The sequence below is a fragment of the Rathayibacter sp. AC451 genome, assembly GCF_979253095.1.
The window spans coordinates 2211129-2223006 of sequence record NZ_CEEDBD010000001.1 but is presented as its reverse complement, the minus strand read 5'-3'; the positions used below and the strand labels follow the sequence as shown (position 1 = coordinate 2223006).

Below are 11878 nucleotides of genomic sequence, written 5' to 3'. Positions count from 1 at the left end.
CGTCGCCGTCCGCGTCAGAACAGCGGCCACGGCACCGCGGGCATCCCGCCCCGCGGTGCCGGGAAGCGGCCCGACGAGCGCAGCCGGTCGCAGCGGCGCCCCAGCACCTCGATCTCCTCGTTCAGCAGCAGCTCCGACAGCGCCGCGCCGAGCGGCCCGTCGATCGCGCTCCGGAGCCGCCCCAGCGCGTCGATCTCGTCGGCCGTCAGCGGCTCGCCGATCCAGCCCCAGAGCACCGTCCGCAGCTTGTGCTCGACGTGGAACGTCAGGCCGTGGTCGACGCCGTAGCGGTGGCCGTCGGGCATGGCGAGCACGTGCCCGCCCTTGCGGTCGGCGTTGTTGACGACCACGTCGAAGACCGCCATCCGCCGCAGCGCCGCCGAGTCCTCGTGCACGAGCGAGACGTCGCGGTCCTCCTCGTCGCTGCCGTCGAGCACGTGCCGCCAGCCCTCGGCGACCTCCGCCGACGGCACGAGGTCCACCGCGTCCTGCTCGGGGTCGATGTCCTGCCAGAGCTGCACCATGCCGGGGCCCAGCGGCCCGTCGCGGAGCCACGTCCGCGGCACCACGTTCCAGCCCAGGGCCTCGGAGGCGAGGTACGCCGCCGCCTCGCGCCCCGCGAGATCGCCGTCGGGGAAGTCCCAGAGCGGCTTCTCGCCGGACACCGGCTTGTAGACGACGGACGTGTCGCCGATCCGCGCGAGGAACGTGGCGTTGGAGGCGGTGGTGATCCGGCCGGTGAGCTCGAGCGCGCCGGTCGTGAGCTCCTCGCCGCTCGGCTCCGCGTCCTCGCTCATGCCAGCGGGCAGTCGTGCCCGTCGGGGTCCATCGGATCTCCGCAGCGCGGGCACAGCGGACGCCCCGCACCCACCACCTCGAGGGTGCGCTTGGCGAACGCGCGGGCGGTGCCGACGGGGATCCGAAGCACGACCATCTCCTCGGGCTCCGCGTCCTCGGCCGACTCCTCGGCTTCGGTCAGCGGGTACGCCTCGATGACGATCTGGGCGGTCGTCGGATCCCAGCCGAGGCTGAGACCGCCGACGCGGAACTCGGGCTCGACCGGCTGGTCGAGCGGCTCGTTGTCGACGAGCTCCGCGGGCGTGCCGGAGGGGACGCTCGCGGGGTTGCCCTCCGCGGTCATCAGCTGATCGAGGATCTCGTCGATCTTCTCGGCGAGCAGGGCCGACTGCTGCTTCTCGAGTCCGACGCTGACGACGCGGGGACCCGTGCGGGCCTGCAGGTAGAAGGAGCGGGCGCCGGGCGAGCCGACGGTGCCGACCACGACGCGGTCGGGCCAGTCGAACGCGTGGACGATGGGCATGACTCCAGTGTACGAGCCGCGTCCCGGAGGGTGGCTCCTCGCGTGGACCTACTCGTGACCGGCTCCGCCGCCGACAGCGGCCTCGGCCGCGGGCGCCGGGGCCGCGCGCAGCCAGCCCAGGTCCCCCGCCTCGGTGTTCGTGGCGACGACCTCGGGCCGTCCCGCGCCGTAGCGGATGATCGACACCGACGCCGGTCCGACCGACAGCCGCTGGAACAGGTCGAGGTGCATCCCGAGCGCATCGGCGAGGATCGCCTTGATCGTGTCGCCGTGGCTGACGGCGGCCCACACCGCGGCCGGGCCGTGCTGCTCGGCGACGGCCGCGTCGTGCCTCCGGATCGCCGCGACGGCGCGGGCCTGCATCGCCGCGAGCCCCTCGCCGCCGGGGAACACCACCGCCGACGGCTGGTTCTGCACCGTCGCCCACAGCGGCTCCTTCGCCAGATCGCGCAGGTGCCGGCCCGACCACTGCCCGTAGTCGGCCTCGGTGATCCCCTTCTCGACGACGGCTTCGGGAGGCGTCCCCTGCCGGTCGAGGATCGCCCGCGACGTCTGCCGGCAGCGCTCGAGCGGGCTCGTCACGAGGGCGGCCAGCGGCACCGCCGCCAGGCGCTCCGCCGTGCGAGCGGCCTGCGCGCGCCCCACGTCGTCGAGCCGGACCCCGGCGGTGCGGCCGGCCAGGATCCCGGCGGTGTTCGCGGTCGTGCGCCCGTGCCGGACGAGGAGGAGCGTGGGCATGGAGTCAGCGTAGGCGGCGCGGATCCCTCCCGAGGCGGATGCCCCGTGCCACGAGGCCTGGTTACCGTGGGAGGAGCGGCCGCCCACCGCGGCCCGCGGTCATGCACCGAAGGGACTCCCATGGACGGGACGAACGGAACGGCGCCCACCAGCGCCCCCGACGACGCTACCGAGCACGCAGCTCCGGCCTGGGCCGCCCCGGACGCGGCGGGCCGCTCCGGCGAGATCGCGCTGCGGATCCGCGGTCTGCGCAAGCGCTTCGGCGACAAGGAGGCGGTCAAGGGCATCGACCTCGACGTCCCCGCCGGCTCGTTCTTCGGCCTGGTCGGCCCGAATGGAGCGGGCAAGACCACGACGCTCTCGATGGCCACCGCCCTGCTCCGCCCCGACGAGGGCGTCGTCACGATCCACGAGGTCGACGTCTGGCAGCGGCCGCTCGAGGCCAAGCGCCTGATCGGCGTCCTCGCCGACGGCGTCAAGCTGTTCGACCGGCTCACCGGACTCCAGCTCATCACCTACTACGGCCTGCTCTGCGGCATCGACCGGCCCACCGTCCTCGAGCGCGCCGACGACCTGCTGGCGCTGCTCGGACTCGATCCGGCCGACCGCACCCTCGTCGTCGACTACTCCGCGGGCATGACCAAGAAGATCGCGCTCGCCTGCGCCCTCGTGCGCGCCCCGCGGCTCCTCGTGCTCGACGAGCCGTTCGAGTCGGTCGACCCCGTCTCCGCGGCCAACATCCGCGACATCCTGACCGGCTTCGTCGCCTCCGGCGGCACCGTGATCGTGTCGAGCCACTCGATGGACCTGGTCGAGCGGATGTGCGACCGCGTCGCCGTCATCGCCGACGGCCGCGTCCTCGCCGCCGGCACGCTCGCCGAGGTGCGGGCGGGGTCCAGCCTCGAGGAGCGCTTCGTCGAGCTCGTCGGCGGACGCACCCACCAGGAGGGCCCGGCATGGTTGCGCATCTCCTGAGGCTGCGCCTGCTGCTGCTGCGCAACACGCTCACGCGCAACGTGTGGCAGCTGATCGGGGTGATCTTCGGGGGCCTGTACGCGGTCTTCGTCCTGGGCCTCGTCGTCGTCGGCCTCGTCGCGCTCGGCGGCACCGATCCCGCGCTCGTGAACGTCGTGATCGTGCTCGGCGGCTCCGCCCTGCTGCTGGGCTGGGTACTCGGCCCCATCTTCGTGTCGGGCTCGGATCAGAGCCTCGACCTCTCGACGCTCGCCACCTTCCCGATCCCCCTGAGGACCCTGATGCTGGGCCTCGCCGCCGCCGGCATCGCGGGCATCCCCGGCATCGTCACCTCGCTCGCCGCCCTCGCGACCGCCGCCGCCTGGTGGAGGCAGCCGATCGGCGTCGTCCCCGCGCTCGTCTGCGCCGTGATCGGCGTCGCGACCTGCGTCGTCGCCTCCCGCCTGATCGGCGCGCTCACCACCGGGCTGGGCTCGAGCCGCCGCTACCGCGAGGTGATCGGCGGAGTGGTCCTCGTCGTGATGGTCCTGCTCGGGCCGTTGCTCATCGGAGTGATGGGCGTGCTTCAAGAGGGAGTCGACGTCCTCCCCGTCGTCGCCACGGCCCTCGGCTGGTCGCCGCTCGGAGCGATCTGGGCGGTGCCCGGGTCGATCGTGGCGGGGGAGTGGCTCGCCGCGCTCGCGCGCTCCGCGATCGGAGTGGGGACGCTCGCCGTGCTCGTGCGGGGCTGGTCGCTCGCGCTGCGCCGCGCCCTGCGCGAGCCCGCCGCGTCAGCGTCCGGCACCGCCTCCGGATCCGCCGGCATCGGCCTCTTCGGCCGGTTCCCCGGCACCCCCACCGGGGCGATCGCCGCGCGGGCCCTCGGCTACTGGTGGCGCGACCCGCGCTACAGCCGCGGCCTGCTCGTGATCCCGGCGGTCGTCGTCCTCACGCTCTTCTACGGCACCCTCGGCGGCGGCGGGAGCTCGTTCGCCACCTTCTCGGCCGTCTTCATCGCCTTGATCTTCGGCGTGACGCTCTGCGCCGACGTCTCGTACGACGGCACCGCGTGGGCCGCGCACGTCAGCTCGGAGTGACGGGGGCGGCCGACCGCGCCGGCCGCGTCATCGCCGCCGCGATCGTCGGCGTCCCGGCCGTGGTGATCGTCGCGGTGGGCACCTGCCTCTACGCCGGGCGGCCCGAGGCGATCCCCGCGATCCTGGGCATCTCGCTCGCCCTGGTCCTCAGCGGCTTCGGAGTGTCGAGCATCGCGTCGGCGCTCGTCGTCTACCCGGTGCCGGCGCCCGGTGACAGCCCGCTGAAGACGCCGCCGGGTTCCGGCATGATCTCGAGCGTCGTGATGCTCGGCAGCATGGGCGCCACCGCGCTGCTGTCGCTCCCGTCGATCGTCGTCGGCGCGATCTCCCTGGTCGGCAGCGACCCGGTCCTCGGAACGGTGTCGCTGGTCCTCGCGCTCGTGCTCGGCGGGCTGTTCGCGGTGCTCGGGATCCGCCTCGGCGGGCGCCTCGTCGACCGCCGCGCCCCCGAGCTCTTCGCCACCCTCGTGACGATCGGCTGACGCCCCGCCCGCCCCCCACTCCTCGAAAGTCGTCGTACTCGAGCTCGAGTACGACAACCTCTGCGTACTCGACGTCGTCGCCCGTCCTCGAGCCCGCGGATCCTCCACAAGTTGCGGTGAGCGCGCGCCGTTACCGCAACTTCTGCGGAAGCAGGGCGGCGCAGAGCCGCTCGTCCCTCCCGTCCCGCCTGCCCCGCCCGCCCCGTCGACTCCTCGAAAGTCGTCGTACTCGCGCTCGAGGTACGACAACTTCTGCGTACTCGACGTCGTCGCCCGTCCTCGAGCCCGCGGATCCTCCACAAGTTGCGGTGAGCGCGCGCCGTTACCGCAACTTCTGCGGAACGGCGAGCCCGCGCCGGGCGCCGCCCTTCGCGGCAGGATAGGACGCGTGCGCAGCGTCGAACTCCTCCTCGACCCGGAGTCCGAGGCCCGCATCCGGAGCCAGTGGGAGGCGCTCGAGAGCGCCGGGCTGCCGAGCCTCGCCCTGCACCGCTCCGAGAGCAACCGCCCGCACATCACCCTCGTCGCCGGCCCCGAGCTCGAGTGCCCGGAGCCCGGGGCCCTCGGCCCGCTCCCCGCGAGCGTCGACCTCGGCGCCGTCCTCCTCTTCCCCCACTCCGGCCGCTTCGTGCTCGCCTGGGGCGCCGTCCGCTCGCCCGCGCTCGACGCCCTGCACCGCGCCACCGTCGCGGCGGTCCCGGGCGGCGTGCCCACGTCGCTCCCGGAGGCGTGGACCCCGCACGTGAGCGCCTCGCGCCGCCTGCGCGCCGAGCAGCTGGGCGCGGCCGTGCCCCTGCTGGGCGAGCCGTTCCCCGTGGGCCTCTCGAGCGTGCGCTTCTGGGACGGCGACACGAAGACGATCACCGCGCTCTGACCTCTCCTCCCCAACCGGAGGCGCTCCGGCGCCGTCCCCAGCGGTCCCCGTCGCCCGGAGCGGAGTCGGAGGCGGCGGGTAGAGTTCCCCGGGTGACAGAGCCCACCGCGACCGCCCTCCCGCTCGCCGAGCAGCCCGGTACTCAGACGCCCGCGCAGGAGATCCTCGAGCGCGTCTTCGGCTACTCCTCCTTCCGCGGCGAGCAGGAGCAGATCGTCGAGCAGGTCATCGAGGGCGGCGACGCGGTCGTCCTGATGCCCACCGGCGGCGGCAAGTCGCTCTGCTACCAGATCCCCTCGATCGTCCGCGAGGGCACCGGAGTGGTCGTCTCGCCGCTCATCGCCCTCATGCAGGACCAGGTCGACGCCCTGCGCGCCAACGGCGTCCGCGCCGAGTTCCTCAACTCCACCCAGGACTCGGGCGAGCGCGCCCGGGTCGAGCGCGCCTACCTCGACGGCGAGCTCGACCTGCTCTACGTCGCGCCCGAGCGGCTCGGCAACGAGGGGATGAAGCAGTTCCTCGCCCGCGGCCGCATCGCCCTCTTCGCGATCGACGAGGCCCACTGCGTGAGCCAGTGGGGACACGACTTCCGCCCCGACTACCTCGCCCTCGGCGAGCTGGCCGAGCGCTGGCCCGACGTGCCGCGCATCGCGCTCACCGCCACGGCGACCGAGGCGACGCACCGCGAGATCACCACGCGCCTGCACATGGGCGAGGCCCGGCACTTCGTCTCGAGCTTCGACCGTCCCAACATCCAGTACCGCATCGTCAACAAGGTCGAGCCGCGCAAGCAGCTGATCGACTTCCTGCGCCGCGAGCACGCCGACGACGCGGGCATCGTCTACGCCCTCTCGCGCAAGAGCGTCGAGGCGACGGCCGAGGCGCTGCGCGGCGCCGGCTTCGACGCGGTGGCGTACCACGCGGGCCTCGACGCCCGCGTCCGCGCCGCCGCGCAGTCGCGCTTCCTCCGCGAGGAGGGCGTGATCGTCTGCGCCACCATCGCGTTCGGCATGGGCATCGACAAGCCCGACGTCCGCTTCGTGGCGCACATCGACCTGCCCAAGTCGGTCGAGGGCTACTACCAGGAGACGGGCCGCGCCGGTCGCGACGGCCTGCCGTCCACCGCCTGGCTCGCCTACGGCCTGCAGGACGTCGTGCAGCAGCGCCGCATGATCGACGAGTCGCCGGGCGACCTGGCCCACCGCCGCCGGATGTCCGCGCACCTCGACGCGATGCTGGCGCTCTCCGAGACCGTGCAGTGCCGTCGCGTGAACCTGCTCGCCTACTTCGGCCAGGAGAGCACCGCCTGCGGCAACTGCGACACCTGCCTCGAGCCGCCCGCCTCGTGGGACGGCACGGTCGCCGCGCAGAAGTTCCTCTCGACCGTCGTGCGGCTCAAGCGCGAGCGCAACCAGCAGTTCGGCGCCGGGCACGTCATCGACATCCTCCGCGGCAAGACCACCCCGCGCACCACCCAGCACGGCCACGACGCGCTCTCCACCTGGGGCATCGGCGCCGACCTGAGCGACACCCAGTGGCGCGGAGTCGCGCGCCAGCTGCTCGCGCAGGGGCTGCTCGGGGTCAACGACGACGGCTTCGGCACGCTCGTGATCACCCCGGCGTCCGGGTCGGTCCTCGGCGGCGAGCGCAAGGTCGAGCTGCGGCAGGAGCCCGAGAAGCCCGCCCGCTCGAGCGGCTCGTCGCGCTCCGGTCGCTCGACCGTGTCCGATCTGCCGACCGAGGCGCAGCCGCTGTTCGAGCGGCTCCGCGAGTGGCGCGCCGCGCAGGCGCGGGCGCAGTCGGTCCCCGCCTACATCGTCTTCAACGACGCGACCCTGCGCGAGATCGCCACCGCCGAGCCCGCCACGATCGACGCGCTCAGCATCATCGGCGGTGTCGGCCAGAAGAAGCTCGTGACCTACGGAGCCGCGGTGCTCGCCGTCGTCGCGGGCGAGACGCCCGAGATCGCCGAGCCCGATGCGAACCAGGAGGAGCCGGCGCCCCGGCGTCCGGCCCGCTCCGGTGCCGCCCGTTCCGGTGGCGCCGCGGCGAAGGGCGCCCGCCCGGCGTTCGGCGGCGCCTCGTCCGAGCGCACCGCCGGTCCGCCCGTCTCCTCCGCCGCGCCCGAGGACGACTGGGTGCCGCCGGAGGAGCCCGACTGGGAGCCCGGATGGGACAGCTACTGAGCGCCGATCAGTCCGTGCTGACCGTCACCATCCAGATGCCGATCGCCGTCGCGGCGAACGACAGGCCCGTGCCGGCGATCGGCACCCAGAAGGCGATCCGCCGCCGCACCAGCAGCACGATCGACACGACGAGCGCGGCGAGCATCCCGATCCAGACCCCACCCGCCGCGATGAGGACCCCCCAGTTCAGCAGGGTGAAGTCGCAGTCGTCGCGGCCGAGGCAGCCGTCGCTCGCCATGCTCGAGGAAGAGGCCGACGTAGGTCAGCAGCAGCGTCGCGCAGACCTCGGCCAGGAGCAGCACGACCGTGAGGACGAGGTCCCACACGCGCACCGGGCGCCGCTGCGGTGCCGGCGCTCCGCTCACGTCCCCGTCCCGGCCATCGCCATCCACGAGCCGATGATCGTGGCGGCGAACGACAGCACCGTGCCGGCGATCGGCACCCAGAAGGCGATCCGCCGCAGCACCAGCAGCACGATCGACACCACCAGCGCCACGAGCATCCCGATCCAGACCCCGCCCGCGGCCACGAGCACTCCGCCGCCGATGAGTCCGGAGTCGCAGTCGTTGCCGCCCATGCAGGCGTCGCTCGCCATCGCGAGGAACAGCCCGAAGTACGACAGCAGCGCCGTCAGCAGGAACTCGCCCGCCAGCAGCACGATCGTCAGCACCAGGTCCCAGACCCGCACCGGGCGGCGCAGGCGCGCCGCGGTCCACGGAGTGCCCGGCCCCGACGGCATCCGCCCGGGGGCCGACGGCGTCGAGAGGCCCGACGGCGTCGCACCGGGAGACGCCCACTCCGGCTGCACCGGCTCCCGGCGGGGCGGCGGGGGCGGAGGCAGCGGCGGCTCGCTCATACCGCGAGCCTAGCCACGCCGTCCCGGCTCGCCCACGCCCGCCTGGCCCGATCCGACAACGCCCCGCCGCATCCGCCCGGCCGCCTTTGTCGGCCCGCGACGGAACTTTTCCGCGTTCCGCGACCGCGACCTAGCGTGCAGTCACCGCCGTCGGTCGAAGGGATCCTCCACTCATGGTCACCACTGCTCCCCGCCCCCGTTCCGCCGCGGACGCCGCCGAGAAGGCGGCCACCGGCTCCTCCCGCAAGCGCCGCTCCCGCTCCGGCGCCATCGCCCCCACTCCGCCCGTCGACGCGCTCGGCACCGAGGTCGACGCCCGCCTCGACGAGGACGGCGCACCGTCGGTCGACGTCGAGGTCCTCGGCGAGCTGCTCCTGGGCGCCTGGAAGGAGCAGCGCCTCGCCTCGCGCGCGCTGACCGCCCGTCCGGAGCTGCACGGCGAGAGCGGCCTCCCCATGGCCGAGCACCGTGCGCGCGTCACGCGGCAGATGCGGATCCTCGCCGCCGAGAAGGGCGTGCTGCGGGCGTTCCCGGCCGACCTCGGCGGAGGCGCCGACCACGGCGGCAACATCGCCGGCTTCGAGGAGCTGGTCACCGCCGACCCGTCGCTGCAGATCAAGTCGGGCGTGCAGTGGGGCCTCTTCGGCGCCGCGGTCCTGCACCTGGGGACCCGCGAGCACCACGAGAAGTGGCTGCCCGGCATCATGGATCTCCGCATCCCCGGCGCGTTCGCGATGACCGAGACCGGTCACGGCTCCGACGTCGCGTCCATCGCCACGTCCGCCACGTTCGACGAGGAGACGGGCGACTTCGTCCTCAACACCCCGTTCCGCGCCGCGTGGAAGGACTACCTCGGCAACGCCGCGATCGACGGCCGCGCCGCCGTCGTGTTCGCCCAGCTGGTGACTCGGGGCGTCGGCCACGGCGTGCACGCGTTCTTCGTGCCGCTGCGCGACGAGTCCGGCGCGTTCCTCCCGGGCATCGGCGGCGAGGACGACGGCCTCAAGGGCGGCTTGAACGGCATTGACAACGGCCGCCTGCACTTCGACCACGTCCGAGTGCCGCGCGAGAACCTGCTGAACCGCTACGGCTCCGTCGCGGCCGACGGCACCTACTCCTCGCCCATCGCGAGCCCGGGCCGCCGCTTCTTCACCATGCTCGGCACCCTGGTGCAGGGCCGCGTCTCGCTCGACGGAGCAGCGGTCGCCGCGTCCCGCATCGCCCTCGCGATCGCCGTGACGTACGGCGACCAGCGCCGGCAGTTCACCGGGGGAGGGGACCGCGAGGAGGTCCTCCTCGACTACCAGCGCCACCAGCGCCGTCTGCTCCCGCGCCTCGCGACGACGTACGCCGCCGGCTTCGCGCACGACAAGCTGCTGCGCGCGTTCGACGACGTCTTCTCGGGCAGGAACGACACCGACGAGTCGCGCCAGGACCTCGAGACCCTCGCCGCCGGGCTGAAGGCGGTCTCCACCTGGCACGCCCTCGACACGCTGCAGGAGGCGCGCGAGGCCTGCGGAGGCGCGGGCTTCCTCGCCGAGAACCGGCTCACGCAGCTGCGCGCCGACCTCGACGTCTACGTCACCTTCGAGGGCGACAACACGGTCCTGCTCCAGCTCGTCGCGAAGCGCCTGCTCACCGACGTCGGGCGCCGCTTCAAGGACGCCCAGCCCACCGAGCTGGCGCGCTACGCCGTCGGCCAGGTCGCGGGGGCGACGGTCGACAACTCCGGTCTGCGCCGCCTCGCCCAGGTCGTCTCGGACCGCGGATCCACGGCCCGCTCCGTCGGCCAGCTCCGCGAGGACCAGCGCGAGCTGCTCACCGGACGCGTCGAGACCATGGTCTCCGGCATTGCCTCACGCCTGCGCGCGGCGCGCAAGCTCCCCGCCGACGAGGCCGCGCGCCTCTTCAACGCCCACCAGGACCAGCTGATCGAGGCGGCCCGCGCGCACGCCGAGCTGCTGCAGTGGGAGGCGTTCACCGAGGCGCTCGCCGGCATCGAGGACGAGGGGACCCGCACGGTCCTCACCTGGCTCCGCGACCTCTTCGGCCTCGGCCTCGTCGAGAAGCACCTCGACTGGTACCTGCTGCACGGGCGGCTCTCGTCGCAGCGCGCGGTCGCCGTGACGTCGTACATGGACCGCCTGCTCGCCCGGCTCCGTCCCCACGCCGGCGACCTCGTCGCGTCCTTCGGCTACGGCCCCGAGCACCTGCGCGCGGCCATCGCGACCGGCGCCGAGCAGACCCGGCAGGAGGAGGCGCACGCCTGGTACGAGGCGGCCCGCGCCGACGGCAGCCTCCCGCGCCCCGAGAAGGCTCCGCGCCACTGACGCCGGGACCAGAGGCGGCCGGGCCGCGGGCTCAGCGCTGCAGGTACGCCAGTGCCGCGTCGCGCTCGGCCCGCAGCTCGAGCACCGACTCGTCGATCTTGCGCCGCGAGTACTCGTCGATCTCGAGCCCCTCGACGATGCGCCACTCGCCGTCCACCGAGCGCACCGGGAACGACGAGATCAGCCCCTCCTCCACCCCGTAGGAGCCGTCCGACTCGACGGCCGCCGAGGTCCACTCGGTGCCCGTCATCCAGTCGTGCACGTGGTCGATCGCGGCGGACGCTGCCGAGGCGGCCGACGACGCTCCGCGCACCTCGATGATCTCGGCCCCGCGCTTCGCGACGCGCGGCTCGAACTCGTCGTGCAACCACGCGGCGTCGACCAGCTCGGTCACGGGCCGTCCGTCGACGCTCGCGTGCGTCGCGTCCGGGTACTGGGAGGCGGAGTGGTTGCCCCAGATCGCGACTCCCGCGATCGAGCCGACCGGGGCGTCCAGCTTCGCGGCCAGCTGCGCGACGGCGCGGTTGTGGTCGAGCCGCGTCATCGCGGTGAAGCGACCGCGCGGGATGTCCGGCGCGCTCGCGCGGGCGATCCAGGCGTTCGTGTTCGCCGGGTTCCCGACGACCAGCACGCGGACGTCGTCCGCGGCGTGCGCGTTCAGCGCGGCGCCCTGCGGCCCGAAGATGCCGGCGTTCGCGGCGAGCAGGTCGGCGCGCTCCATCCCCGCCGAACGGGGCCGGGCGCCGACCAGGAGTGCGACGTTCGCGGCGTCGAAGGCCGCGCGGGGATCGTCGGTCACCTCGACGCCGTGCAGGAGCCCGAACGCTCCGTCCTGCAGCTCGAGGGCGGTGCCGGCCGCGGCCCGGAGCCCGGCCGGGATCTCGAGCAGGCTCAGCCGCACGGGCACGTCCGGCCCGAGGAGCTGACCCGAGGCGATGCGGAACAGCAGGGCGTAGCCGATGGCGCCCCCCGCTCCCGTGACTGCGACCTTCACCGGCGTGCGCTGCGTGCTCATGCCGACGAGCGTAGGCGCGCGTGCT

At 73.8% G+C, this 11878-nt stretch carries 12 protein-coding genes; 6 read left to right on the top strand and 6 right to left on the bottom strand.

Features of this window, described 5'->3' with window-relative positions:
- Window positions 1-14 precede the first annotated feature (14 nt).
- The 3 genes from AC0CID_RS10675 to AC0CID_RS10665 are packed head-to-tail and all read right to left on the bottom strand — an operon-like array spanning window position 15 to window position 2059.
- Window positions 15-797: an SCO1664 family protein gene (locus AC0CID_RS10675; protein ID WP_465226783.1), complete on the bottom strand. Its 783-nt coding sequence runs from the start codon at window positions 795-797 to the stop codon at window positions 15-17.
- The gene (locus AC0CID_RS10670; protein ID WP_207406657.1) at window positions 794-1321 is read right to left on the bottom strand and encodes a DUF3090 domain-containing protein; all 528 of its coding nucleotides are present in this window, start codon (window positions 1319-1321) and stop codon (window positions 794-796) included. Before AC0CID_RS10670 ends, AC0CID_RS10675 begins: the two co-directional genes overlap by 4 nt.
- 48 nt (window positions 1322-1369) lie before the next feature.
- Entirely contained in the window at window positions 1370-2059 is a 690-nt protein-coding gene (locus tag AC0CID_RS10665) for an MSMEG_4193 family putative phosphomutase (protein WP_207406656.1), read from the bottom strand.
- Window positions 2060-2179: 120 nt separating this feature from the next.
- On the opposite strand from AC0CID_RS10665, the gene AC0CID_RS10660 reads away from it, so the two are divergent.
- The 5 genes from AC0CID_RS10660 (at window position 2180) to recQ (ending at window position 7652) form a co-directional block, all read left to right on the top strand.
- Entirely contained in the window at window positions 2180-3034 is an 855-nt protein-coding gene (locus AC0CID_RS10660; protein WP_465226782.1) for an ABC transporter ATP-binding protein, read from the top strand.
- Complete coding sequence (locus tag AC0CID_RS10655) at window positions 3016-4110, top strand: hypothetical protein (protein WP_465226781.1); 1095 nt, start codon at window positions 3016-3018, stop codon at window positions 4108-4110. Before AC0CID_RS10660 ends, AC0CID_RS10655 begins: the two co-directional genes overlap by 19 nt.
- The gene (locus AC0CID_RS10650) at window positions 4083-4592 is read left to right on the top strand and encodes a hypothetical protein (RefSeq protein ID WP_465226780.1); all 510 of its coding nucleotides are present in this window, start codon (window positions 4083-4085) and stop codon (window positions 4590-4592) included. Before AC0CID_RS10655 ends, AC0CID_RS10650 begins: the two co-directional genes overlap by 28 nt.
- Before the next feature lie 388 nt (window positions 4593-4980).
- Complete coding sequence (locus AC0CID_RS10645; protein ID WP_465226779.1) at window positions 4981-5466, top strand: 2'-5' RNA ligase family protein; 486 nt, start codon at window positions 4981-4983, stop codon at window positions 5464-5466.
- Entirely contained in the window at window positions 5463-7652 is a 2190-nt protein-coding gene (recQ, locus tag AC0CID_RS10640) for a DNA helicase RecQ (RefSeq protein ID WP_465228083.1), read from the top strand. The genes AC0CID_RS10645 and recQ overlap by 4 nt, the downstream gene beginning before the upstream one ends.
- Before the next feature lie 7 nt (window positions 7653-7659).
- Here recQ and AC0CID_RS10635 read toward each other — a convergent pair whose 3' ends face one another.
- Complete coding sequence (locus tag AC0CID_RS10635; protein ID WP_465226778.1) at window positions 7660-7890, bottom strand: hypothetical protein; 231 nt, start codon at window positions 7888-7890, stop codon at window positions 7660-7662.
- 123 nt (window positions 7891-8013) lie between these two features.
- Entirely contained in the window at window positions 8014-8508 is a 495-nt protein-coding gene (locus tag AC0CID_RS10630; RefSeq protein WP_465226777.1) for a DUF6264 family protein, read from the bottom strand.
- Between the two features lie 173 nt (window positions 8509-8681).
- On the opposite strand from AC0CID_RS10630, the gene AC0CID_RS10625 reads away from it, so the two are divergent.
- Entirely contained in the window at window positions 8682-10838 is a 2157-nt protein-coding gene (locus tag AC0CID_RS10625; RefSeq protein WP_465226776.1) for an acyl-CoA dehydrogenase family protein, read from the top strand.
- Between the two features lie 31 nt (window positions 10839-10869).
- On the opposite strand, the gene AC0CID_RS10620 is transcribed toward AC0CID_RS10625, so the two are convergent.
- A complete protein-coding gene (locus tag AC0CID_RS10620) occupies window positions 10870-11853 on the bottom strand; it encodes a malate dehydrogenase (RefSeq protein ID WP_465226775.1) in 984 nt (327 codons plus the stop codon).
- Between the last annotated feature and the right edge of the window lie 25 nt (window positions 11854-11878).

Coding starts and splice junctions, on each gene's coding strand:
- AC0CID_RS10625 (WP_465226776.1), top strand. CDS start 8,682: ATGGTCACCACTGCTCCCCGCCCCCGTTCCGCCGCGGACGCCGCCGAG.
- AC0CID_RS10655 (WP_465226781.1), top strand. CDS start 3,016: ATGGTTGCGCATCTCCTGAGGCTGCGCCTGCTGCTGCTGCGCAACACG.
- AC0CID_RS10620 (WP_465226775.1), bottom strand. CDS start 11,853: ATGAGCACGCAGCGCACGCCGGTGAAGGTCGCAGTCACGGGAGCGGGG.
- AC0CID_RS10630 (WP_465226777.1), bottom strand. CDS start 8,508: ATGAGCGAGCCGCCGCTGCCTCCGCCCCCGCCGCCCCGCCGGGAGCCG.
- AC0CID_RS10660 (WP_465226782.1), top strand. CDS start 2,180: ATGGACGGGACGAACGGAACGGCGCCCACCAGCGCCCCCGACGACGCT.
- AC0CID_RS10665 (WP_207406656.1), bottom strand. CDS start 2,059: ATGCCCACGCTCCTCCTCGTCCGGCACGGGCGCACGACCGCGAACACC.
- AC0CID_RS10675 (WP_465226783.1), bottom strand. CDS start 797: ATGAGCGAGGACGCGGAGCCGAGCGGCGAGGAGCTCACGACCGGCGCG.
- AC0CID_RS10670 (WP_207406657.1), bottom strand. CDS start 1,321: ATGCCCATCGTCCACGCGTTCGACTGGCCCGACCGCGTCGTGGTCGGC.
- AC0CID_RS10635 (WP_465226778.1), bottom strand. CDS start 7,890: ATGGCGAGCGACGGCTGCCTCGGCCGCGACGACTGCGACTTCACCCTG.